The sequence below is a fragment of the Micromonospora sp. WMMD998 genome, from assembly GCF_029581235.1.
Lineage (GTDB): Bacteria > Actinomycetota > Actinomycetes > Mycobacteriales > Micromonosporaceae > Micromonospora.
In genome coordinates this window covers 2,165,392-2,188,821 of record NZ_CP120740.1, presented here as the reverse complement: position 1 = coordinate 2,188,821, position 23,430 = coordinate 2,165,392, and the positions used below count along the sequence as shown (strand labels likewise).

The following is a 23,430-nucleotide window of genomic DNA, read 5'->3' as shown; positions in this document are numbered from 1 at the left end:
GGTCACGAATCCGTGCCGCCCCCACCGTAGTCGCATGTGCGACCGGCAAGGACTCCCGGCACCGGGATGTTCCCGGCGTGCCATCCGACGCGATGCTCACCCGATCGTGCGAGAGCCCGGCCCGCAGTCAGCTACCGGACAGAACCACCGGCACGGCCCGAACCGATGACGTGGCCTTCTCCGTCCAGCAGCCGACTCGTCGAAGGACTGACCCTGGCACGGTGGCGGCTTCAGGACGTTCCGCGTGGTTTACTCGCATGGAACGGCCGCAAGGCCCGGAAATCAGAGGGCACAGTAATGCTGTTGAGCTTCCGCTTCGCCAATCACCGATCGTTCCGGGACGAGCAGCAACTCAACCTGACCCCGGCCTACCGCGACGACGCCCACGACCAGGCGGTCCGGGTGGTGGGGATCTTCGGCGCCAACGCGTCCGGAAAGTCCAACTGCCTGCACGCCCTGGCGTTCATGCGTCGCTTCGTGATCTTCTCCGACCGGGAGGTCGAGCCGGGCCTCGGCGTGGCCCGCGAGCCGTACCGAATGACCCCCGACTCTCTCGATGCCCCGTCGCACTACGTCGTCGACCTCAGCCTGGACGGCGTCCGGCACACCTACGGCTACACCCTCGACAACGACGGCGTGATCGACGAGTGGCTCTACCACTATCCACTGAAGCGGAAGCGGCGGGTCTTCGAGCGCAACGGCGACTCCTTCTCCTGGGGCGAGGATTCCGGCCAACGAGCGCTGCTGGAGCGGATCGCCGAAGTCACCGCTCCCGCAGCCCTCTTCCTCAGCACCATCGCCCGCTTCGACCACCGACCGGCCGCAACCGACGGGGCCGAGCCCGAACCGCTTCGCGATGTCTACCGGTGGTTCCAGCGGATGTCCAGCCGCAGCCAGCCCCACCTGGGCGGCCGATTGAGCGGCGGCTACCGACCCGGCTGGCCGGAGAGCGACGCCAGCAGACGTACCGTGATCGACCTGTTGCGAGCGGCCGACGTGGGCATCGTCGATGTGGTCGAGGTGACCAGCACGGTGACCGAAGACCAGCCAGCGCTCTCTCGGGACCCCGGCAATGAGCGGAGGATGCTCCGAAACCCTCGCAACCCGTTGGAACGGGAACGAAAACGGCTGAGGTTCGCCCATCAGGGGCCGGCGGGCGAGGTGCAATTCGAACTGGCCGAGGAATCGACCGGAACGCAACAACTGCTCGGGCTCGCCATCGAAGCCGCCGACGTGCTCAGCGGTGGCGGCACCATGTGCGTCGACGAGATCGACGCCAGCCTGCATTCGCTGCTGACCGCGAAGCTCATCGGTCTCTTTCAGTCCGCCGCGTCGAACCCCCGGGGCAGCCAGTTGATCTTCACCAGTCACGACGCCGCTCTCCTCGGCGCCATCGACACCGAGGAGATCCTGCGCCGGGACGAGATCTGGTTCACCGAAAAGGACGCGGACGGCGCCTCCACCTTGTATCCGCTGACCGACTTCAAGCCGCGCAAGGACGGGGAGAACCGACAGCGCCGTTACCTCAACGGCAACTACGGCGCGGTGCCGGACCTTTCGGCGTATCTGTTCGAGCAGGCACTCGCGGCACGAGGACCGGTGGATGACAAAGCGGCGGACTGAACCGCAGCGCAAGGGCTTCACGACCCGCGAGACTGACCTTCGACGCAGGCTCGCCACCCGGGAGCAACGACGAACCGTCCTCGCCGTCACCAACGGTGAGTCGACCGAGCGCGCGTACCTCGAAGGGCTCCGACGGGAACGGTGGCTTGCCCATCGCCTCGTCGTGGCGGTGGAAAAGGGTTCACCGATCGACGCGGTGCGGGGCGCCGCCCGCCGTCGCGACGACAACGACTTCGACCAGGCGTACGTCGTGTGCGACGTCGACCACTTCCCGCCCGCCGAGTCTGAACGGGAAGCCCGGCGACACGACGTCACCCTGCTCTGGTCGAACCCCTGCTTCGAGGTCTGGCTCATCCTGCACCTCGACACGTGCACGCGGCACCTGGAGAACGCGGAGAAGGCGAAGGAGCTGCTGCGCAGATACCTCCGGAACTGGGACAAGACCCGGCTCGATTTCGACGACTTCCGTGACGGGCTCGACGCCGCCGTCGAACGGGCGCAAAGGCTTAGCGATCGACCCGAGGCCAACCCCTCCACGATGGTCTGGCGGCTGGTGCTGGCGCTTCGCTGACCGCTCAGCGGCCACCGCTGGTGGGCTCGCGGTGAGGGCGGCCTCCCGGGCGTGCCGGATGGCGGTCGGAGCCCTGCCGCCGCAGCGGCTGCCGCGTCCGCGTTGCCGCCGGTGGAGATGCCGGCCGCCCCGAGCGGCGTCAGGACCGCGCCAGGGTGTCTCGGATCTCGACGTGGCGGAACTGGTAGGACGCGCCCTCCTGCCGGAAGATCTCCTGTTCGTGAGCGGTCCGCCACAGCTTCATCCGGCCGAAGGGGCGGCGGCGTAACAGCCCGTCGAAGAAGCAGACCGCGAGGTACGTCGGCCACGGGGTGAAGGCGGTGGCGAAGACCAGGCCCAGGCTCGCGCCGAGCATCAGGCCGACCAGCGGTGAGGCCTCCGCGCCCGTCCCGGCCGTGTCACCCGGGATCCGGATCCCAGCAGCCGCGAGCAGCAGCATGGTGACTCCCCCGCCCACGGCGGGAACGAGCAGGTACGCGAGCGCGATCGCCCGTGCCGTCCGCAGCGTCGACACGGGTGACGCCGCCAGGCGGGTGCTCGACGGCAGACTGAACCACTTGACCAGTCCGCCCATCAGACCGATCCCCACCCCCACGCTCAGGCCGTACACGAAGCCGGTGCGGACGCCGTAGGAAAGGCCCTGCTCGGCGCCGTGCATCATCGTGTAGCGGACGCCCGCCACCACGCCACCGCTCAGGCCGACCACCATCCCGCTGACGGTGCCCACGGTAAGGTGCAGCAGCAGCGGCCGGGCCCGGCCCATCAGTTGCATGCTCATCCGGCCCGGCTGTGGTGGCTCCTCGTGGATGCCCAGCCCCCGGATCAGCCGGGCGGGCATCATGATCACCAGAGTGGACCCGAGGCCCGTGGTCGCCGCCCGGACCAGGCCGCCGACGGGACCCTGCTCGATCGCGTCGAGCGTCCCCATCATGAGCCCGAGCGCGAGGCCGACCAGGCCGGACACGAGGAACATCCCTCTGCGGCCGGAAACCAGCGTCGGTGACATTCCGGCGACGATGCCGAGGGCAAGCCCCAGCTCGACGCCGTCCACCATCGCCGGCACCGGGCCGATCTGGAAAGCGCCCACCACGCTGATCGCGGCGGCGCTGGCCACGCCGGTGAGCACCCCGGCCCGCCAGCCCCGCAGCCTCAGCCGACTCAACCCGAAGATCACCACCACGGTGAAACCCAGCGCCGTGCCCCGTCGCAGGCCACTCGGCAGACCGGCGGTCAGCCCGTACAGCAGACCCGCGACGATGCTCACCGCGAGGGCCCAGTCGCGGGCCGGGATCGAGTCGTGCAGCCGCCACCACCGCAGGTTGTGGCCGCCCCGCTTGACCAGGTACCGCGCCGTGGAGCGCAGGTCGACCTCGTGCTTGCGACGGACCCGGACCTCGGTCGGGTGCCGCCGTCGGGCGGGGTCCAGCGAGGCCAGCGCCGAGCGCAGGAAGCCGGCGATGAGGCGGGTGCGCAGCACCACGTCGTCGGAGATGGCCGCGATGTCGCTCGGCGTCAGGGCGCCTTCGGTGGCGAGCCGCTTGACGATCGCCGCGTAGAGCGGCATCCGGAGCACCGCGCCCACCGGCGACGACGTGTCCCGCAGCGGGCCGTACACCGGCGCGAACGATCCGGGTCTGCCCTCCTCCAGATAGGTGATCGCGCTCTCCGGTGACAACGACTGGAGGGTGAGCACGGACGGTTCGCCGGCCAACCCGAAGTCCTGGGGCCGCGTCGCCGCGCCGTCGGCACGCGCCGTCACCACCAGCGGCCGGTCGGCCGGCACCGTGCGGTTGAGCGACGCCACCGCCGCGGACCGGTTGGCGTCGGAGAGTTCGTCGAAGCCGTCCAGGATGAACAGCAGACGTTTGGAACGCACCAGACCCTCCGCGGCGGCGCCGCCGTACGACGCGTCGGAGAGGAACTGGTACGTCTCCTTCAGCCGACGGATCGCCCAGTCGTCGAACTCCATCTCGTTCGGGTCCCAGGGTGCCAGCGACAGCAGCACCGGGGTGGGTTCACCGTTCTTCGGCGTGCGCACGAGCGACAGCAGCAGCAACATCGCGAAGACGGACTTGCCGGAGCCGGCCGGGCCGACCACGACCAGACGGCCGCCGCGAGCGGCACGCCAGACGCCGAGGATCCGGTTCTCCAGGCTCACCGACCGGCGCTTGTTCGGCTTCGTCGAGCGCGAGAACGACCAGCGCAGCGACGCGGGCGTCGAGTTGCGGACGCCGCGCTGCACGGCCTCACCCGTCCACTGGTGTTCGACCGCCTCCGCGAGCGCCTTCGCCGCCAGGTCGAGCTGGTCCGGATCGCTCGCGCCACTCGTCGGCCGGCCCAGGCCCATCGCCCAGGCGATGGCACCCACCAGCAGGCACGTGCCGGAGATGACACTGGCCAGCGCGTCGGCGGCCTGGAGCTTTCCGTTGAGGGCGATGACGGCGAGGATCAGCAGCCCGATGGTCGACAGCACGACGGCGGCCACTCGCAGCGCTCGGCGTGGTCGCAATTGGCACCCCTCACCGTGCGCAGCCGGCCATCTGATCATCGCGAAACTTGAGCGGACAGTACGTCGCCGATGGGACTCCCTCAATTATGGGTCTGGTACACGACAGCATTCCCTCCGCCGAACACAGCACGATCTGTCGGACCGGGGCGGAGTAGGGTGTCGCACAGACGGTTCGAGCGACCCGAACATCGAGGATGACACATGCCGAACCAGATCCTTGGCACCGTTGCGCAATTCGGCCGGAGCGCTCGGCACGGGCTGACGTACGCCACCCGCATCGCGTTGTGGCGCTTTCCCACCCACGAGGACAATCTGCGGTTTCCGGTACGGGTCATCGAACCGTCGACCCATCCCTCCACGCTTGACCGTGGGCCGGAGATCGACCTCGACGGGATCGCTCCGGACGCCCCCGACACCGACCGCCACGGCGGGTTCGACGCCCTGCTGGCGGCCAACCGGACGACCGGCTTCATGGTCGTACGCGACGGTCGGGTGCGGTACGAGCGCTACCTGGCCGGGCGGACGGAGGCGAGCGCCCTCGCGGCGTTCTCGACGGCCAAGGCGGTGGTTTCCGCGCTCGTCGGCATCGCGATGGGCCGGGGCGAGATCGCGTCGGTGGACGACCATGTCGCCGACTACCTGCCGGGGCGGGTCCCGGCGGGCATCACCATCCGCCATCTGCTCAACATGACCTCCGGGTTCCGCCTTCGGGAGGGCCACACACCGTGGTCCACCGCCGCGGCGGCGTACTACACCGCCGCGCGCCGAACGAGTGCGGCACGGTCGGCGCGCGTCGGCCATCCACCGGGCACCGTCTGGGCCTACAACGACTTCGGGCCCGTGCACCTGGCGATGGTCCTGACCGCCGTCGGCGGATGCGACTCGTTCACCGACTACAGCCGCCGGGTGCTGTTCGACCGCATCGGCATGCGCGTACCGGGATGCTGGTTGTTGGACTCCAGGTCACCTGAGGCCCAGGAGAACGCCGGTGGGGGGCTGTATCTCTCCCTGGAGACGCTTGCCAAGATCGGGCTCGTTTATCTGAACGGCGGCAAATTCGAGGGCCGCCGCGTGGTTCCGGCCCAATGGGTGGACGAGTCGACATCGATCGACGCCGCCGAGGCCGACGTGCTCACCAACGTCCGCACGCACTCCTTCAAGCCGGAGGGCATGGCATACAAGTACGGCTGGTGGATCCCGCGCGACGACGGGCTTTCCGCACAGCGAGAATTCGCCGCGATCGGCCACTACGGACAATACATATATGTGTGCCCGACCACCCGGACGGTGGTGGTGCGGACCGGGGCGCACTGGGGCCCGCTCGGCCGGTACGCGTGGCTCGACCTGCTGCGTCAGGTAGCCCGCATCAACCCCTGAGCACCTGGATGAGCGGCGGGAACGGGAGCGCGGGAGCCGACTCGCCGATCTCCAGCAACCTGTTGTACTTCGCGACGTGCTCGCCGCCGGCCGGCGCCCCGGCCTTGATCTGCCCGGCGGCGCAGCCCACCGCGAAGTCGGCGAGAAAGGAGTCACACGTGTCGCTCGACCGGTGGGAGATCAACGTACCCCAGCCGGCGGATCGGGCGGCGCGCACCGCGTCGAACGCGGCGGTGACCGTGCCGGCCTGGTTCGGCTTGATGAGGGCCGCGTTGCCGAGCGACGCCGCAGCCGCCTGCCGGATGAGCGCGGCGTTCGTGCCGAGGGGGGCATCGCCGACGAGCTGCACGTGTGCCCCGAGCAGCCGGGTGAGGTTCCGCAGGCCGGCCACGTCGGCGGAGGCCAGTGGATCTTCCAGGCTGACCAGGGGGTAACGCGCGCACAGCGCCGCATAGCGCTCGATTAGCTCTCCGGTGCCCAGCGACCCGTCCCCCGCGTCGTACCCGTCGGCGTCGACGATGCTGTCGGCCTCCACGTCGATGGCGAACGCCACCTCGTCCGACGGTGTGTAGCCGGCGGTCGACAACGCTTCGACAAGGAGGTCCAACGCTTCCTCCGGGGTCCGGACCTCCGGCGCGAAACCTCCCTCGAATCCGAGGCCCGACGCGGTGCCCGACCGCTGGAGCACGTCGTTGAGCGCGCGGTAGACCTCGGCGCCGCACCGGATCGCCTCCCCGATCGTCGGCGCCGCCGTCGGAACCACCATGAACTCCAGCATGCGGAGGCCGTTGGCCGCGTGCTTTCCGCCGTTGAGCACGTTGAAGAAGGGCCGTGGCAGCACCGGCGGGACGCCGGCCTCCTCGCTCAGGAGCGCGTGCAGGGGACGGCGCCGGTGGCGGCTCAGCGCGACCGCGAAGGCCTGCGACACGCCGAGGGAGGCGTTGGCGCCGTACCGGGCCCGGTCCGGGGTGCCGTCGATCTCCGTCAGGGCGTCGTCCAGGTCCGCGAGGCACGCGAAGACCCGGCCGGCGAGCGCGGGGGCGATCTCCTCCTCGATCGCGCGGCACACCGACAGCACACCGTCACCGCCGTACCGACGCTCGTCGCCGTCGCGCCGCTGCCGACAGGCGCCCGCGCCGTCGGTGGTGCCGGAGGGCACCGACGTCACGCCCTCCGTACCGCTGGTCAGACGCACGGCCACCGACAGCGTGGGGCGCCCTCGGCTGCTCAGCACCTCCCGGGCCCGGACCCGCTCGACTGCCACCGGGGTCACGGCAGCGCCTGGCAGTCGTACTTGTCCAGCCGGCCGGCCGCGGCGAGCACCTCACCGATCAGCGCCCGTGCGGGGAACCGCCCCAGCGACCCGGCCCGGCAGGAAACCTCGTCGAAGCACCGGACACCGTCGGCTCCCGCGTGTCCGCCGTGCAGCAGGACGGGTACGGGGTGATGGGAGTGCGCGGCGAGCTGGGTGGGCGTGGCGTGGTCCCCGGTGATCACGATGACATCGGCGCCGGAGGCGAGCAGAGCAGGTATACGTGCGTCGATCTCCTCGATCTGCTGGACCTTCCGGTCGACGTTGCCGTCCTCCCCGGCCAGATCGACCTCGCCGGTGTGGAGGTAGACGAACTCGCTGCCGTGGTCGTACAGCGACGGCAGCAGGGCGATGGCGTGATCGAGATCGTCCGCCACCCGACAATCGAAACCGAGAAGGCGGCTGATTCCTCGATAGAAGGGGTGACTCGTCACCGAGACGGCGGACATCCGGAATCTTTCTCCAAATTGCGCCATCGTCCGATGGCCGCCGAACCCGCGCAGGAGAAGATAGTTGCCGTCCCGCCGGTCGGCGAGCGCACGTGCGCAGTGCTCCAGGAATTGCCGGATCGCGGCCGAGGTGCGCGCCGCCGCATCGGTCAGCGCCCGCGGCTCCAGGGGTGGAACGCCGGTGTGTTGCGGATCGGTGTCCGCGATGGCGGGGCACAGGCCGTCGCCGCGCAGAAGCAGCAGCGCGCGGTGCCCCATCTCGGGCACGAGCCGAAACTCCACCCCGTCGATCGGCGGGATGGACGCCACCGCGGCGCACACCTCGGTGGCCTCGGCCGTCGACATCCGGCCCGCTCTGCGGTCCGCGATCGTGCCGTCCGGGTGCAACGTGCAGATGTTCGCCCGCGCCGCGACGTCACCGGGGCGCATCTGGACGTCGAGCGCCGCGGCCGTGAACGCGCCCCGGCTGACCTGCTCACCGACCGGGTCGTAGCCGAACAGGGCGAGGTGCCCGGCGCCGGAGCCGGCCGTCACGCCGCGCCCGACGGGATCGATGAGGCCGAGTACGCTCACCTCGGCGAGCGCGTCCAGGTGCGGCGTGACGGCCAGGGCGAGTTCGGAGCCCCGGGTGGCGCTCCGAAAACCACCGAACCCATCGATCACGAAGAACAATATTTTCGTGGTGCCCGGCCGAGCGAGCTTCAAGATCAGATCTTCGTCGCTCATCGCCGCTCCGTTCCCAATGGCGTGGGACCGCGATAGTCTATCGCCGACGTGGACGAGTGTCGATGTGGAAAAGGCGAGTAAAATGCCAGTTATCGCCTTCGGAGCGGATTCGTGGGGAATGCCGCTCGCCCCCACGATCTCCGCGGTCTTCCTCGATCGCGGACTGGAGTGGGTCGATTTCTCCGGTGGCCCTTCCCGCACCTATCCAGACATCGCCGCCGACGTCGCGGGAGCCATCCAGTCCGGCCGGTGCGAACGTGGAATTCTCGTCTGTGGAACCGGCCTCGGCATGGCCATCGTGGCCAACAAATTCCACCGCGTACGGGCCGCGACAGTGCACGACCCCTACTCGGCCGTGCGGGCCCGAGCGTCGAACGACGCGCAGATCATCACCATGGGCGCCCTCGTCGTCGACGCCGCCGTGGTCGCCGCGATCGTCACGTGCTGGCTGGACGCCGAGTTCGATCCGCACCGCTCCGGGGCGAAGCTGGCACGGGTCAGATCCATCGACGACGCCGAGCGCCGGCCCGCACCGGCACGCGCCGACCATGAGGCACGGCATGGGCAACGCCGTACCTGATCGGAACGCCCTGGGACGGTTGGGGATCTGGACGCGGTCCTTCAACTTCGTGCCCGCGCGCGTCGCCGCGGACGCCGCCCGTTTCGTCGAGGATCTGGGGTTCGACACGATCTGGATCGGCGAGACCGGATACCGGGAGGCGCTGACACACGCCGGCGTCCTGTTGAGCGCCACCCGCCGGTGCGTCATCGGGACCGGTGTCGCGAGCATCTGGGCCCGCGACCCGATGGCCACGGCGACCGCACAACTCACCCTGCACGACGCCCACCCCGGACGCTTCCTGCTCGGCCTCGGGGTCAGTCACGCCGGCTTCGTGCGACGCGAGCGCGGCGCCGATTACCGGCGGCCGGTCCAGGCCATGACCCGGTACCTCGACCGCATGGACAGCGTCGTCGACCGGTACGAAGGTCACCGGCCCGCGCTGCGGCCCGCCCGCCTGCTCGCCGCGCTCAGGCCGCGCATGCTCGACCTGGCCCGCACCCGGGCGGACGGCGCCCTCAGCTATCTCGTCCCCGTCTCGCACACCGCGTCGGCACGAGCGGCGTTGGGCCCGGACCGGATATTGTGCGTGGAGCAGGGCGTGATCCTGGGCGACCCGGCCGACACCCTGGACTTCGCCCGCGCGCATCTCAGCCGCTACCTCGCCATGACGAACTACCGCAACAGCCTGCTCCAGTGCGGTTTCACCGCGGCCGACCTAGCCGACGGCGGAAGTGCTCGCCTCGTCGAGGCGTTGCTCTGCCGCGGTGACGTCGACCAGGCCGCCGAACGCGTCCGCTCGCATCTGGAAGCGGGCGCCGATCATGTCTGCCTTCAGGTCATCTCGCCCGCCGGGCAGGCGCCGCCGATGCGGGAATGGCGGCTCCTTGCCTCTCTGCGAGCAGCCGTGGCGTCACCACCGCGCACGGCTCGGCCGACCGCCGGATTTCCATCCCGAGGGCCGGACCGGACCCCCACACCCGACGGCCGCTGATCCCACGAAGAGTGCGCTCGGGTGAGATGATCGTGGTTAAGCGGGGCCCCCGCCTATACCGAATGCGTTAAGCGGGGGCCCCGCCTTACATGTTCACGCAGCGCAGCACGGGGCGGCGCGTCAGCGCCGCCGCGTCCAGCGGCGCGGGCGCACGCACCGTGAACGTCGCGCTCTCGCCCGGCAGCAGCGTCACCAACGCCGTGTCGACCTGCGCTGACGGGTCCAGCCGGTCGGGGAACAGCGTCAGGTCGCGCAGCGCCGTCCGGGCGGTCACCACGATCCGCTGGCCGCCGTCGACCGGCTCGACCGTCGCGTCCCACTCGGCCGCCGGCCAGTCGATGTCGCGGTCCTCGGCGAAGAACCACAGTGCCCGCTCCGCGGTGTCGCCGGCCTCCGCGACAAGCAGCTCACGCCGGTCCTCATCCGGCCGCGCCAGCTCCGCCGGCAAGGTCAACACCACCGAGGAGTACGCCGGGACGTCGAGGTCGACCGAGGTCTTCGCCCTCGGCTCCCCGGTGACGGTGACCCGGGTGACCGTGGCCGGCGCGGTCCACGCCCGCGGGGTCTCGTTCACCGCGACCAGCGCCAACCCGCCGTCACGTGGTTGCACGGTGAGCAGCCGGTCGGCGTAGGCGCGACGTAGCGCGTACCACAGGGGTTTGCGTCGGCCGTCGCCGTCGACGGCGGCCCAGGAGGTGACCGGCCAGCAGTCGTTGAGCTGCCACACGATGGTGCCCATGCAGGCGGGCCGGTGCGAGCGGAAGTGTTCGACGCCGAGTTGGATGGCGCGGGCCTGGTTGAGCTGGGTGTAGTAGTGCCAGTCGTCGAAGTCGGCGGGCGGCGGCAGGTGGGCGTCGAGGCCGCGCTGGAGCTTGCGGTCGCCGTCGGCGGCCTTCTGGTGGTGGGCCATGCCGGGTGAGTCGTGGGCGAGGGGATCGTCGGAGATGGCCCGGCGCAGCGTCGCGTACGCGGGTGGCCCTTGGTAGCCGAACTCGGCGACGAAGCGCGGCACGTACTCGCGGTACCTGGTGTAGTCGTCGTCGTTCCAGACGGTCCAGATGTGCGTGGTGCCGTGCGCCGGGTCGTTGGGGTGGATGTCGTCGCGGCCGGACCAGGGGCTGCCCGGCCAGTAGGGCACGGTCGGGTCCAGTTCGCCGACGATCGCGGGCAGCAGCTCCAGGTAGTAGCCGCGCCCCCAGGTGCGGCCCGCCAGGGGTTCCTGCCAGTCCCAGTCGTGCCAGCCCCAGATGTTCTCGTTGTTGCCGGTCCAGAGCACCAGCGACGGGTGCCCGGCGAGCCGGGCCACCTGCTGCCGGGCCTCCGCCTCGACCTCGGTGCGGAACGGCTCCTCCTCCGGGTACGCCGCGCAGGCGAACAGGAAGTCCTGCTGCACCAGCAGCCCGAGCGTGTCGGCCAGGTCGTAGAAGTCGTCCGACTCGTAGCGCCCGCCGCCCCAGATCCGCAGCAGGTTGACGTTGGCGTCGACCGCCTGGCCGAACCGCTGCGCCAGGCGCTCCCGGGTGACCCGGTGGGGGAAGGCGTCGTCGGGGATCCAGTTGACGCCCCTGACGAAGACCGGCACGTCGTTGACGTGCAGCGTGAACGGGGTGCCGTGGGCGTCGGGGGTGGTGTCGAGCCGCACCGAGCGGAAGCCGATCCGGCGGGACGCGGCGTCCAGTTCCCGCCCGTCGGCGGCGTGCAGGGTCACGTCCAGGTCGTGCAGCGGCTGGTCGCCGTACCCGACCGGCCACCACAGCGCGGGGTCGGGCACGGTGAGGGTCAGCGCGGCGGTCGGCTCCCCCGCCGGCACGGTGACCTCGGCGGTGACGCCGGCGACGGCGGCGCGGACGGTGAGCGGCCCGTCGGCGGCCCGCTCGACCTCGACGTGCAGCTCCACCCGGCCGGCGCCGTCGACCACCGTGACGAGCGGCCGGACCGACGCGAGCCGGGCGGTGGACCAGGCGTGCAGGCCGATCTGCTGCCAGATGCCGGCGGTGACCACTGTCGGTCCCCAGTCCCAGCCGAAGTTGCAGGCGGTCTTGCGGATGAAGTGGAACGGCTCCGGGTAGGCGTTGGGCCGGTCGCCGAGCCGGTCCCGGTGCGCCTCGGCGTAGCGGTAGGGCGAGTCGAAGCGTACGGCCAGGGTGTTGTCGCCGGGACGCAGCAGCGCCCGGACGTCGAACCGGTAGCCGCGGTGCTGGTTCTCGGTGCGGCCGACCTCGACGTCGTTGAGCGTGACCGTGGCGACCGTGTCCAGGCCGGCGCAGACCAGGTCCACCCGGTCGTCGTCGCCCGACTGCCAGGCGAACGTGGTCTCGTAGGTCCAGTCGGTGCGCCCGATCCAGAGCAGCCGGTTCTCGTTGTCGTCGAGGTACGGGTCGGGGATGAGGCCGGCCGCGAGCAGGTCGGTGTGCACGCACCCGGGTACGGTCGCCGGCACCGCCGTCGCGGCGATCTCCGGCGGCACCGCCGGGCCGGGGTCGGCCGCCCGCAGCGTCCAACCCTCGTGCAGCAGCGTGGAACGGCTCACGACTTCACCGCGCCTTCCATGATTCCGCGGACGATCTGGCGTCCACCGATGAACAGCATGAGCAGCAGGGGTGCGGTGGCGATGAGCGCGCCGGCCAGCACCCGACGGTAGAGAACGTAGTTGCCGCTGGCCAGGTCGGAGATGGCCACCATCGAGGTAGGGAAGTCGGTCCCGTTCAGCGTGATCAGCGGCCACTGGAAGTCGTTCCAGGTGGCCACGAACGTGAGCAGGCCGAGTACGGCGAGGGCCGGGCGGATCGCGGGCAGCACGATGGTGGCGTACACCCGCATGGTCGTGGCGCCGTCGACCCGGGCCGCCTCGACCAGCTCGTCCGGGACGGTGTTCACGATGAACTGCCGCATGTAGAACACGCCGAACGCGGTGACCAGGCCGGGCGCGATGACCGCGAGCAGCGTCCCGTTCCAGCCGAGCTTGCCCATCACGATGTAGAGGGCGACGATGCCGAGCTGGTTCGGCACGGTGAGCGTGAGCACCACGAAGACCATCAGCGCGTTGCTGCCCTTGAAGCGCAGTTTGGCGAACGCGAACCCGGCGAGCGAGCAGAAGAACAGCACCGAGGCGGTGACCACGGTCGACACGATGACGCTGTTGACCAGCGAGGCGGCGAAGTAGACGTCCTGGAGGGAGAAGACCTCGTCGACGTTGGTGAGGAACCGGTCGCCGGGGACGACCGCCGGTGGGAGCTTCGCCAACGCCTCGTCGTTGCTGGTGGCGATGACGAACATCCAGTAGAGCGGGAACGCGGCGAACAGCATGCTCACCGCGAGCAGCAGGTAGGTCCAGAGGCTCGCCGGGGTGTCCTGCGGCGCCCGGGCCACCACACGTCGTGTCGTCATCGACGACCTCCGGAGAGTCGGTTCGTCAGCAGGTAGTTCAGGCCGGCGACGATCAGGACGATCAGGAACAGGGCCCAGGACATGGCCGCGGCGTAGCCGAGGTTGAGGTCCTTCCAGCCGACCTTGTAGATGAGCTGGGCGATGGTCTGCCACTCGCCGTTCGGCCCGCCGGTGGCGGCCTGGGCGTTGGGGTCGAAGAGCATCGGCTCGGTGAACAGTTGCAACCCGCCGATGGTGGAGAGGATCACGGTGAACAGCACCACCGGTTGGATCATCGGGACGGTGATCCGCCAGAGCTGCTTCCACTGGTTGGCGCCGTCGATGGCGGCGGCCTCGTAGACGTCGCGCGGGATGGACTGCATGGCGGCCAGGTAGAGCAGCGCGTTGTAGCCGATCCACTTCCAGTTGACCATGGTGGCGATGGCGATCCAGGCGTGCAGCTTGTCGGCCCGCCAGTCGATCGGGTCGTCGGCGCCGCCGATGCCGAGCAGGCCGAGGACCCAGTTGGCCATGCCGAAGTCGCGGGAGAAGAAGACGCTGAACACCATGCTGGAGGCCACGATCGGCGTCACGTACGGCAGCAGCACGCCGACCCGCCACCAGGTCTGCGCCCGCAGCTTCCGGTTGAGCAGCGAGGCGACAAGCAGCGCGAGCAGGAGTTGCGGCACGGTGGAGAGCAGGAAGATGCCGAACGTGTTGTAGAGCGCGTTCCAGAAGTCCTCGTCGGCGACGAGCCGGCTGAAGTTCTCGACGCCGGCCCAGTAGGGCAACGTCGGATCGTCCAGGCGGTAGTTGCGCAGCGAGACCACCGCGTTGAACAGCAGCGGGAAGAGCCCGAACACGAGGAAGAGCAGGAAGAACGGCGCGATCATGAGGTACGGCATGTAGCGCATGTCGAAGCGGTACAGCCGGTTGCGCCAGGTCAGTCGCCGGTCGTCGGCCCCGGAACGGCCGCGCTCGCGCGCGGGGCGGCGGTTCGGCGACGCGGGTGCGGCACGGGTGCTGGACATCGGGTCACTCCAGGGCCGGGACGGTGGACGGGTACGCCGGAGCGGGTCGGGTCCCGCTCCGGCGCCTGTGGCGGGTCAGGACGTGGCGGCCTTCTCGGCTTCCTTGACCGCCTCGTTCCAGGCGGCGTCCGACGTCAGCGACTTGTTCTCCACCCGCCGGATGACGTTCTCCACCGCGACCCGGGTGGGGCCGTTCTTCTTGCCCAGGTACTGCGGGGTGAGGCCCTGCGCCATCGTCGGGAAGATCTGCCCGACCGGGGCGTCGTTGAAGAACGGGTTCTTGAAGTCGGCGATGGCCGGGTCGGTGTAGAGCGCCGGCTGCGACGGGAGGTTGCCGACCTTCTTGAAGATCTCGATCTGCTGCTCCGGCGCGACCAGCCATTCCAGCAGCTTGTACGCCTCGTCGACGTGCTTGCCCTGCTTGGGGATGGTGAGGAACGAGCCGCCCCAGTTGCCGCCGCCACCAGGGACCGCGGCGATGTCCCACTTGCCCTCGGTGCCGGGCGCGGTGTCCTTGATGTGGCCGAGCATCCACGCCGGGCAGGCGAGCACCGCGAACGCGCCGCTAGTGAAACCCTTGTCCCAGTCGGCCTGGAAGCTGACCAGGTTGGCCGAGAGGCCGGCGTCGACGGCCTTGACCGTGTAGTCGAAGGCGACCTTCGGGCCGCCGTCCATCTGGAGCTGCTCCTGGTCGTTGTAGAAGCCGACCTGCTGCTGCCCGAGGACCGGGTTGAACAGGTTGGTGCCGGCGTCGAGGAACTTCTTCTTGGTCCGGCCGGTGTACTGCTGGCCGACCTCGATGAACGTGTCCCAGGTGGGCCAGAGCGCGGACACCTGGTCGCGATCGGTGGGCAGGCCGGCTGCTTTGAACAGGTCGGTGCGGTAGCACATGGCCAGGCCGCCCACGTCGGTGCCGAGGCCGATCTGCGTCTTGCCGTCGGCCGACAGCGACTGCTTCCACTTCCAGGGCAGGTACTTGCTCTCGTACGACCCGGCACCCTTGTCGAGCAGGTTGACGAACTTGTCGGACTGGCTGCGGAACTGGACCATGAAGCCCTCGTCGATCGCCGCGATGTCCGGCGCGCCGTTGCCGGCGACGAGCTTCTTCTGTAGGTCCTCGTGCTGGGCGTTGTACTCGCCCGAGTTGAGCTGGATCTTGACGTTCTTGTGCTCGGCCTCGTACCTGGTCTTGAGGTCCTGGAGGCCGAAGTCGCCCCAGAAATTGATCTTCAAGGTGACCTGACCGTCGGCCGCGTCCGAGCCGCCGGTGGTGCTCCTGCCGCTGCATGCGGCGACCATGGCCAGGCTGAGGGCGCCGACGGCGGCCGTGCGCGCCACATGCGTCCAGGACCGTTTCATGTCATCCTCCGCGCCGAATGGAAACGCTCCCGATATCGAGAGACGTCGACTGAACCGGATAAGTGACGACACCGTACGGTCCACCCCTGGCCGTGTCAACGGCCGGTTAACAGTGCGGCCGTCCGGCAACCTCCACGGCGGTTTTCCCGCTCAACCATGCATGGTGGAGCGCTTTCCGGAGCACGTCCACCGCACCGGCCGTCGTACGCTGAACCGGGCAAGTTCCGCACTGTGCGCGGTTCAGTCCCGGCCGGCCCGCCGCCGCGCCGGTGCAGTAGCGTCACACCCGCCGGCCACCCCGGCGGTCGAGAGGCGCCCGCGAGGGCCGGACAACAGGGGAGGAACGCTTCGGTGAAGCGGCCGACCATCGCCGACGTCGCCCGGCGCGCCGGAGTCTCCAAGGGCGCGGTGTCGTACGCGCTGAACGGGCAACCCGGCGTCTCCGAGGCGACCCGGCAGCGCATCCTGGCGATCGCCGCCGAGATCGGGTTCAGCCCGAGCAGTGCCGCCCGGGCGCTCTCCGGCGCCACCGCCAAGGCGGTCGGGCTGGCGCTGTGCCGGCCCGCCCGGATACTCGGCATCGAGCCGTTCTTCATGGAGCTGATCAGCGGCGTCGAGGCCGAACTGTCGGCCCGCTCGTACGCGCTGACGCTCCAGGTGGTCACCGACCAGGAGGCGGAGATCGCGGTCTACCGGCGGTGGTGGGCCGAACGCCGGGTGGACGGCGTCTTCGTCTGCGACCTGCGCACCGACGACCGGCGGGTGCCCGCGCTGGAGGAACTGCAACTGCCCGCCGTGGTCATCGGCGGCCCCGGGCACACCGGTGGCCTGGCAAGCGTCTGGTCCGACGACGCGGCGGCCCTGGTCGAGACGGTGGAATACCTGGTCGCGCTCGGGCACCGGCGGATCGCCCGGGTGGGCGGGCTGCCGACGTTGCTGCACACCGAGATCCGCACCGGCGCGTTCACCGACGTGTGCGCGCGGCTCGGCCTGGACGAGGCGAGCACCGTCTGGTCCGACTACACCGGCGAGGAGGGGGCGCGCGCCACCCGCCGGCTGCTCAGCTCCGCCAACCGCCCGACCGCGGTGATCTACGACAACGACGTGATGGCCATCGCCGGGCTCAGCGTGGCCCAGGAGATGGGCCTGGCCGTCCCCGGCGACCTGTCCATCGTGGCCTGGGACGACTCGCCGCTCTGCCAGCTCGTCCACCCGCCGCTGACCGCGCTCGGCCGGGACATCCCGGCGTACGGCGCGCACGCCGCCCGGCAACTCCTCGCCGTGATCGCCGGCGCGGAGGTGACGGGCGTGCAGGACGAGACCGCCCACCTCACCCCGCGGGGCAGCACCGCACCGCCGCGCGCCCGCTGAACCGGTTCAGTGGATCGGCGTCACCGCGACGCCGCACCGCGACGCTCCGCCCCCGACGCCTCACCGCGACGGCGACGGGAACTCCTCGAACCACGCCTCGACCCGCTCCGCCGTCGCCGGCCGGGCCAGCGCGAAGCCCTGGCCGTACCGGCAGCCGGCCCGCCGCGCGCCGGCCACCTGGCCGTCCGACTCCAGCCCCTCGACCACCACCTCCACACCGAGCCGGCTCCCCAGGTTCGCCACCACGTCGATCAGCGGGCGCTGCCCGTCGGCGCCCGGCGCGACCAGGTGCGGACCGACCTTGAGCAGGTCGATCGGCAACCGGCGGAGCTGGGCGAGCGAGGCGTGCTCGGCACGGAAGTCGTCGAGCGCGGTGCGGACGCCGAGCGACCGCAGACCGGCCAGCCGAGCCACCACCGTGGACAGCTCCGCCCCCACCGCCGGCTCGGCCACCTCCACCACCAGGCGCTCCGGCGGCACGTCGTACGCCGCCAGCGCGGTCGCCGTCCGCGCCACGAAATCCGTCGCGGTCAGCTCCCGCGGGGTGACGTTCACCGCCATCCACAGCTCCCGACCCCCCTCCGACCAGGAGGCGAGCTGCCGGCAGGCCCGGTCCACCACCCACCAGCCGACCTCGCCGAGCAGGTCGAGGTCGGCCGCCACCGGCAGCAACTCCGCCGGCAGCACGGTGCCCAACGCCGGGCTGCGCCACCGCAGCAGCGCCTCCGTGCCCACCGGCAGCCGGTCGGCGAGCGCCACCACCGGCTGGTAGACCAGGTCCAGCTCACCCCGGGCCACCGCGCCGGGCAGCTCCCGCTCCAGGTCCAGCCGGCGGACCAACTGCTCCTCCAGGTAGGCGTCGTACCACTCGACCCGGTCCCGGCCGAGCTGCACCGCGCGCCGCCGGGCCAGGTCGGCCTGGCGCAGCACATCCTCCGGATCGCCGCCGGTGGTCTCCGCCAGCCCGATGCTGGCCCGCACGTGGACCACCCCACCCGGACCGGGGTACGGCTCGGCGAGCGCGGCCAACAACCGGTTCCCCAGCGCGTACGCCGGGACCGGCCCGAGGTCGGTGAGCACGGCGAACCCGGCGTCGCCGACCCGGGCGACCAGGTCGTGGGCGCCGCAGCCGGCGCGGAGCCGCCGCCCCACCTCGGCCAGGACCGGCCCGGCCGGCACCACGTCGTCGTGCAGGTCCACCAGGAGCAGCGCGCCGCCGCTGCGCAGGGGCATCGCCCGCACCAGCTCGGCCCGGGTCAACGGCGCCGGCTCACCGGCGTCGCCGTCCCCACCGACGAGGCGCCGCAGCCACTCCTCGCTGGCCGCGAGCCGTTCCACCCGGTGCCGCTGGTCGGCCGCGGCCAGCAACTCGCTGACCATGATCGGCGGAATGATCGACAAGCCCAGGGCCATGGCCACCGGGGTGAACTCCCCGACCGTACCCAGATGCACGCCGGCGGCCAGGGCGGCGATGCCGGCCGGCGCGGTCAGTCGGGGCCACGCGGCCGGCGCGGGGCCGCGGCGCGGTCGCTCCCCGGCCGAGGTACGCCGCGCGCCGGCGGCGGTGAGCAGCGCGCCGGCCAGCACCGGCGGCCCGACGGCCGACAGCGCCCGGTCCGGGGCGTCGTACGCCAGCAGCACCACGAGCAGCGCCAACCCGCCGAGCGTGAGCCCGGCCCCGGCGTGGCAACGCGCGGCGCCCGGCCGCCGCCGGCGTTCGGCGAGCGCGGCCATCACCAGCACGGCGAGCGTCGCCGCCCCGCCCACGCTGGCGACCAGCCCGGCCGGCGGCACCGGACCGGCGGGCAGCAGCATCCAGCCGGCGAAGACCAGGCTGACACCGAGGGCGAGCGCGTCGACCGCCCGACGCATCCGCTCCCGACCCGGCAGCCGGGAACGGCCGGGCAGCCGGAGCAGAGCCGTGGCGTAGAGCGGCGTGGCGAGGCCCAACCCGACGAGCGCGACCGGCAGCCGGTGTGCCCGATCGCTCAGCGGCAACACCGCGACGGTGAGGCCGGCGACCAGGACGGCGGCGTCGAGGATCGCCGCGACCCGCCGGGACAGCGCCACCCGGCGCGCCTGCCGCCCGGTCGGCGAACCCCCCGCCCAGCCCACCGCGCGCTCGTGGCGCGTGGCGGCCGGCGTGGGTGGGACGCCGGCGAGCCAGGCGAGCCGGACACAGGCGAGGGCGGAGCCACCGGCGACGGCGAGCGCCGCGGCGGCGGGGCCGGGCACGAGCCCGGCGAGGCCCGCCAGGAGGAAGAACGCGCCGCTGAGCGAGGCGGCGAGGTCGGGCAGGGGCGGCCACCGGCGGGGACCGGTGGAAGGGATGACGGGCACGGCGGTCGCCTTCGTGAGGGGGCACGGGGCGGTGCGGTTGCGGTGCGACGTGTGGGTTGTCCGGGTGGGAAGGCCGCATCGGCGGGGACCGATTCGGCCATGCCTAGAAACGATTCCGGACGCGGCGGGTGACGCGACACCACTAGTGACGTCCGTCACATGCACATCGATGACCCGTTCCCGCTCCCCCGCCCTCCCCCACGGAGAGGATCCGGCCGGGTGGCCGGACGCCAGTTCGGTGAAGTGGCGGGGTCGAGGGGCCGAGATACCGCCACCTCGCCGAAGTGGAGTCGATCAAGGGTGAAAGGGAACCGGCCGATTCGGGAGCTGGGCCGGGTCGACGCCTGAGTCCTGGTACGCGAGCGGCCTCAGCGGGGCGGCGGCGTACCAGGTAACTCCGTCCCTTCGAAACGCCACGCAGACGCGCAAGCGGGCGAACAGGGGCAAGGTAGTTTTCGGTCTCTCCGAGCCGGCATGCGGTGACAGGCGTGGCCGGGCGGGAGCGTGGGCTGGGCGGGTGGGATCATCGGAGGGTGAGCCGCGCCGACACCGTCAGTTTCCGCCACAACCAGGCCATCCTGGTGGCCGCGATCGTCGCCTTCATCGGCGCGCTGCCCCTGGCCACCGCCCGCTGGTGGCTGCTCTGGGTGCTGTTCGTCCCGCTCGTGGTCGGGGTCTGGGTGTGGCGGGCCGGCACCGATGCCGACGCCCGCGAGCTACGACTGCGCGCTCTCGTCGGGCAACGGCGGGTGCCGTGGGACCGGGTGACCGAGCTGGGCGGTGGTCCCCGCGGCCGGGCGATCGTCCGGCTGGACGACGGTCAGGCGCTGGTGCTGCCCGCGGTGCGCGCCTCCGACCTGCCCCGACTGATCGCCGCCACCGGCCAGGCGGTGCCCGCCGACGACAGCGCCGGTCAGTAGCCGTCGACCACCCGGTTCGCCAGCTCCTCCCCCGCGACGAAGCGGCGCAACTGCGCCCCCACCAGCCGATACGCGCGCGGCAACAGTCCGCGCACCGACCCGGCGACGTGCGGGGTGAGCAGCACGTTCGGTAGCTCCCACAGGGGATGGTCGGCGGGCAGCGGCTCCGGGTCGGTGACGTCCAGCGCGGCCCGCAGCCGTCCCGATGCCAGCTCGGCGAGCAGTGCCGGCGTGCGGGCCACCGGCCCCCGGGCGGCGTTCACCAGCAACGCGCCGTCCGGCATCGCGGCGAGGAAGCGCTCGTCGACCAGGCCCCGGGTCTGCTCGGTCAGCGGCACCAGCAGCACCACCACATCCGCCGTGGGCAGCAGGGTCGGCAGTTCGGCCACCCCGTGCACCTGCTCGTCCGGCCGCGGTGTGCGGGCGACCAGGGTGAAACTCACCTCGAACGGGGCGAGCCGGGCCCGCACCGCGGCGCCGATCGAGCCGGCGCCGACGATCAGCACCCGCTTGCCGGCGAGCTCGTCGGTCGGGGCCACCTCGTCGTACGCCCATTCCCGGCGGGCCTGGGCGCGGGCCAGCGGCGCGAACCCGCGAAGCGCGGACAGGATCGCGGTGACCACCCACTCCGCGGTGGCCGAGTCGTGCACGCCCCGGGCGTCGCAGAGCGTCACACCCTCGGGCACCCGCTCCACCCAGGCGTCCGCGCCGGCGGAGAGAAGCTGCACCACCTCGACGTCCGGCAGCTCGGCCAGGAGCGCGCCGGCGTCCGCGCCGGACAGGAAGGGGGGCACCCAGAACCGCACGTCCTCCGGCGCGGAGGGAAGCCGGGCCGGATCCGCGAGCACTTCCACGGTGACGTCGGGTGGCAGCTCGCCGAGCAGTCGGCGGCCCTCGGGGTGCGGGATCCATGCCTTCACGATCGTCGACGATAGCCGTACCCGCAGGTCGGTGCCGTTCGGGCAGTGGCGAACGCCCCGCCGCCGGTCGGACACACGTGCGACAGGGTTTAATCGGGGGCGGGACGCCTGCCGGCGTCGCGACGGCGCAGGACAGGGGGGCGATGAGCGAGGACGACCCGGAGCGGAGGGCGGCGCCGATGCCCGCGCTCACCGATCCCGACCGGCTGCTGTCCCTCGACGAGACCCGCCTCGACGCGGAGCCCGACGAGGCGTTCGACCGATTCGCCCGGCTGGTCGGTGACCTGCTCGACGTGCCGGTCGCGCTGGTGTCCCTGGTCGACGCGGACCGCCAGTTCTTCCCCGGCGAGACCGGGCTGCCGCAGCCCTGGGCGGCCCGCCGGGAAACCCCGCTCAGCCACTCGTTCTGCCAGCACGTCGTCGACACCGAGGCGCCGATGGTGCTGCCCGACGCCCGCCTCTACCCCCGGGTCCGGCGGAACCTCGCCATCGAGGACCTGGGCGTGGTGGCCTACGCGGGGATGCCGCTGACCGACCTGGACGGGCGGGTGCTGGGCTCGCTCTGCGCGATCGACAGCAAGCCGCGGGCCTGGACGAAGGAGCAGTTGCGGACGCTCGCCGACCTGGCCGCCGCCTGCTCCTCGGAGCTGCGGCTGCGGATCGCGGTCCGCGGCGCCGAGCAGGCCCGCCGCCGCGCCGAGGAGGCGCACGACCGGCTCGCCATGCTGGCCGGAATGAGCGAGATGCTCGGCGCCACGCTCGACCTGGGCACGGCGGTCGACCGTCTCGCGCACGCCATGGTGCCGCTGCTCGCCGACTGGTGCCTGATCACGCTCGTCGATCCGGCGGGGCGACCCCGCAGCGTCTCCGGCGCGCACCGCGACCCCGGGCACGAGGCCGATCTGCACCGTTTCGCCCAGTTGCTGGTCACCGGCCTCGGTCCGGAGTCGCTGATCCGGTCGGTGGTGCGCAATGGCCGGCCGGTGATCCGCGCCACCGCCGGCCCCGACGACGTGGCGCGCGGCACCACCCGTCCGGAGCTGGTGCCGCTCGCCGACCGGCTCGGCATCGGCTCCCACCTGACGGTGCCGATCACCGCTGTCGGCGACCGGGTGATCGGCACCGTCACGCTCGTCAACCGTCCGGGCCGCCGCGGCTTCGACACGAGCGACCTCCGGACCGCGCAGGACATCGGGGTACGGGCCGGGCAGGCGGTCGGCAACAGCCGGCTCTACGGCGAGCAGCGGCACGTCGCGGAGGTGCTCCAGCACAGCATGCTGCCGGTGCTGCCGACGGTGCCGGGGATCGAGATGGCCGCCCGTTACCTGCCGGCGGCGGACCGGGTCGAGGTCGGCGGCGACTGGTACGACGCCTTCGTCCAGCCCGACGGCGAGCTGGTCGCCGCGATCGGTGACGTCGCCGGCCACGACATCGAGGCCGCCGCCACCATGGGCCAGTTGCGCAACCTGGTCCGTGGCAACGCCTACGGGCGGGACGATCCGGTGGAGGATCTGGTGGCCAGCCTCGACCGGGCGATCGGCGGGCTGCGGGTGCCCACCGTCGCCACCGCCGTGCTGGCCCGGGTCCGCCCGGCCGACGACGGGCTGCGGGTCCGCTGGTGCAACGCCGGGCACCCGCCGCCGCTGCTGATCCGCGCCGACGGCACGGTGTCGGCGGCGGAGGGTCGCGGTCCCCTGCTCGGCCTGGCCCGCCCGCCCCGGCGCTCCGGGCGGACGTTGACCCTCGCCCCGGGCGACACGCTGCTGCTGCACACCGACGGGCTGATCGAACGCCGGGACCAGCCGATCGACGAGGGGCAGGCGGAACTGATCGAGCGACTCGTCGCCGACGGGCCCCAGGTCCCGCTGGCCGCCCTCTGCGACCGCCTCCTCGCCGCGGCGGACCGACGCGAGGACGACGTCGCCATGCTCGCCCTGCGGGCCGGCTGAGCGGCGGCTGGGCCGACCCGCCCGGTCCGTCGGCGCGTCCGGCTAGGCTTGGTC

Annotated in this window: 17 protein-coding genes; 8 read left to right on the top strand and 9 right to left on the bottom strand. The window is 71.7% G+C overall.

The features are described from left to right. Positions 1-303: 303 nt before the first annotated feature. Positions 304-1,623: an ATP-binding protein gene (locus O7619_RS10435; RefSeq protein WP_282287285.1), complete on the top strand. Its 1,320-nt coding sequence runs from the start codon at positions 304-306 to the stop codon at positions 1,621-1,623. Beyond that, a complete protein-coding gene (locus O7619_RS10430) occupies positions 1,604-2,194 on the top strand; it encodes an RloB family protein (RefSeq protein ID WP_282287284.1) in 591 nt (196 codons plus the stop codon). Before O7619_RS10435 ends, O7619_RS10430 begins: the two co-directional genes overlap by 20 nt. 139 nt (positions 2,195-2,333) lie before the next feature. Here O7619_RS10430 and O7619_RS10425 read toward each other — a convergent pair whose 3' ends face one another. Continuing rightward, positions 2,334-4,679, bottom strand: coding sequence for an NACHT domain-containing protein (locus O7619_RS10425; protein WP_282287283.1), 2,346 nt, complete (start codon positions 4,677-4,679; stop codon positions 2,334-2,336). A gap of 225 nt (positions 4,680-4,904) precedes the next feature. On the opposite strand from O7619_RS10425, the gene O7619_RS10420 reads away from it, so the two are divergent. Then, positions 4,905-6,080: a serine hydrolase gene (locus O7619_RS10420; protein ID WP_282287282.1), complete on the top strand. Its 1,176-nt coding sequence runs from the start codon at positions 4,905-4,907 to the stop codon at positions 6,078-6,080. Here O7619_RS10420 and eno read toward each other — a convergent pair. Both eno and O7619_RS10410 read right to left on the bottom strand, forming a co-directional pair. Beyond that, entirely contained in the window at positions 6,070-7,353 is a 1,284-nt protein-coding gene (eno, locus tag O7619_RS10415) for a phosphopyruvate hydratase (RefSeq protein ID WP_282287281.1), read from the bottom strand. The two genes, O7619_RS10420 and eno, sit on opposite strands and share 11 nt — an antisense overlap. Further along, the gene (locus O7619_RS10410) at positions 7,350-8,567 is read right to left on the bottom strand and encodes a hypothetical protein (RefSeq protein WP_282287280.1); all 1,218 of its coding nucleotides are present in this window, start codon (positions 8,565-8,567) and stop codon (positions 7,350-7,352) included. Before O7619_RS10410 ends, eno begins: the two co-directional genes overlap by 4 nt. Positions 8,568-8,583: 16 nt before the next feature. Here O7619_RS10410 and O7619_RS10405 point away from each other — a divergent pair, with 16 nt between their 5' ends. Both O7619_RS10405 and O7619_RS10400 read left to right on the top strand, forming a co-directional pair. After that, complete coding sequence (locus tag O7619_RS10405; RefSeq protein ID WP_348774376.1) at positions 8,584-9,147, top strand: RpiB/LacA/LacB family sugar-phosphate isomerase; 564 nt, start codon at positions 8,584-8,586, stop codon at positions 9,145-9,147. A 19-nt stretch (positions 9,148-9,166) separates the two neighbouring features. Continuing rightward, positions 9,167-10,120, top strand: a complete 954-nt coding sequence (locus O7619_RS10400) for a TIGR03620 family F420-dependent LLM class oxidoreductase (RefSeq protein WP_282287278.1) — start codon at positions 9,167-9,169, stop codon at positions 10,118-10,120. A gap of 85 nt (positions 10,121-10,205) precedes the next feature. Here the strand turns inward: O7619_RS10400 and O7619_RS10395 are convergent, their stop codons facing one another. The 4 genes from O7619_RS10395 to O7619_RS10380 all read right to left on the bottom strand — a co-directional run bounded on the left by O7619_RS10395 (position 10,206) and on the right by O7619_RS10380 (position 15,876). Continuing rightward, positions 10,206-12,650, bottom strand: coding sequence for a glycoside hydrolase family 2 protein (locus tag O7619_RS10395; protein ID WP_282287277.1), 2,445 nt, complete (start codon positions 12,648-12,650; stop codon positions 10,206-10,208). Next, positions 12,647-13,507, bottom strand: a complete 861-nt coding sequence (locus O7619_RS10390; protein WP_282287276.1) for a carbohydrate ABC transporter permease — start codon at positions 13,505-13,507, stop codon at positions 12,647-12,649. Before O7619_RS10390 ends, O7619_RS10395 begins: the two co-directional genes overlap by 4 nt. After that, complete coding sequence (locus O7619_RS10385; RefSeq protein ID WP_282287275.1) at positions 13,504-14,517, bottom strand: sugar ABC transporter permease; 1,014 nt, start codon at positions 14,515-14,517, stop codon at positions 13,504-13,506. The genes O7619_RS10390 and O7619_RS10385 overlap by 4 nt, the downstream gene beginning before the upstream one ends. Before the next feature lie 75 nt (positions 14,518-14,592). Next, positions 14,593-15,876, bottom strand: coding sequence for an extracellular solute-binding protein (locus O7619_RS10380; RefSeq protein WP_282287274.1), 1,284 nt, complete (start codon positions 15,874-15,876; stop codon positions 14,593-14,595). A 351-nt stretch (positions 15,877-16,227) separates the two neighbouring features. On the opposite strand from O7619_RS10380, the gene O7619_RS10375 reads away from it, so the two are divergent. Then, positions 16,228-17,247, top strand: a complete 1,020-nt coding sequence (locus tag O7619_RS10375; protein ID WP_282287273.1) for a LacI family DNA-binding transcriptional regulator — start codon at positions 16,228-16,230, stop codon at positions 17,245-17,247. A 60-nt stretch (positions 17,248-17,307) separates the two neighbouring features. Here the strand turns inward: O7619_RS10375 and O7619_RS10370 are convergent, their stop codons facing one another. Beyond that, positions 17,308-19,587: a bifunctional diguanylate cyclase/phosphodiesterase gene (locus O7619_RS10370; protein ID WP_282287272.1), complete on the bottom strand. Its 2,280-nt coding sequence runs from the start codon at positions 19,585-19,587 to the stop codon at positions 17,308-17,310. A gap of 533 nt (positions 19,588-20,120) precedes the next feature. On the opposite strand from O7619_RS10370, the gene O7619_RS10365 reads away from it, so the two are divergent. Beyond that, the gene (locus tag O7619_RS10365; protein WP_282287271.1) at positions 20,121-20,507 is read left to right on the top strand and encodes a PH domain-containing protein; all 387 of its coding nucleotides are present in this window, start codon (positions 20,121-20,123) and stop codon (positions 20,505-20,507) included. Here the strand turns inward: O7619_RS10365 and O7619_RS10360 are convergent. Continuing rightward, a complete protein-coding gene (locus O7619_RS10360; protein ID WP_282287270.1) occupies positions 20,501-21,427 on the bottom strand; it encodes a 2-hydroxyacid dehydrogenase in 927 nt (308 codons plus the stop codon). The two genes, O7619_RS10365 and O7619_RS10360, sit on opposite strands and share 7 nt — an antisense overlap. 143 nt (positions 21,428-21,570) lie before the next feature. Here O7619_RS10360 and O7619_RS10355 point away from each other — a divergent pair, with 143 nt between their 5' ends. Beyond that, complete coding sequence (locus O7619_RS10355; protein ID WP_282287269.1) at positions 21,571-23,376, top strand: SpoIIE family protein phosphatase; 1,806 nt, start codon at positions 21,571-21,573, stop codon at positions 23,374-23,376. Positions 23,377-23,430 lie beyond the last annotated feature (54 nt).

Excerpts from the sequence above, each read along its gene's own strand:
- O7619_RS10420 (WP_282287282.1), top strand. The coding sequence starts at position 4,905 with ATGCCGAACCAGATCCTTGGCACCGTTGCGCAATTCGGCCGGAGCGCT.
- O7619_RS10430 (WP_282287284.1), top strand. The coding sequence starts at position 1,604 with ATGACAAAGCGGCGGACTGAACCGCAGCGCAAGGGCTTCACGACCCGC.
- O7619_RS10380 (WP_282287274.1), bottom strand. The coding sequence starts at position 15,876 with ATGAAACGGTCCTGGACGCATGTGGCGCGCACGGCCGCCGTCGGCGCC.
- O7619_RS10410 (WP_282287280.1), bottom strand. The coding sequence starts at position 8,567 with ATGAGCGACGAAGATCTGATCTTGAAGCTCGCTCGGCCGGGCACCACG.
- O7619_RS10405 (WP_348774376.1), top strand. The coding sequence starts at position 8,584 with ATGGCGTGGGACCGCGATAGTCTATCGCCGACGTGGACGAGTGTCGAT.
- O7619_RS10385 (WP_282287275.1), bottom strand. The coding sequence starts at position 14,517 with ATGTCCAGCACCCGTGCCGCACCCGCGTCGCCGAACCGCCGCCCCGCG.
- O7619_RS10355 (WP_282287269.1), top strand. The coding sequence starts at position 21,571 with ATGAGCGAGGACGACCCGGAGCGGAGGGCGGCGCCGATGCCCGCGCTC.
- O7619_RS10390 (WP_282287276.1), bottom strand. The coding sequence starts at position 13,507 with ATGACGACACGACGTGTGGTGGCCCGGGCGCCGCAGGACACCCCGGCG.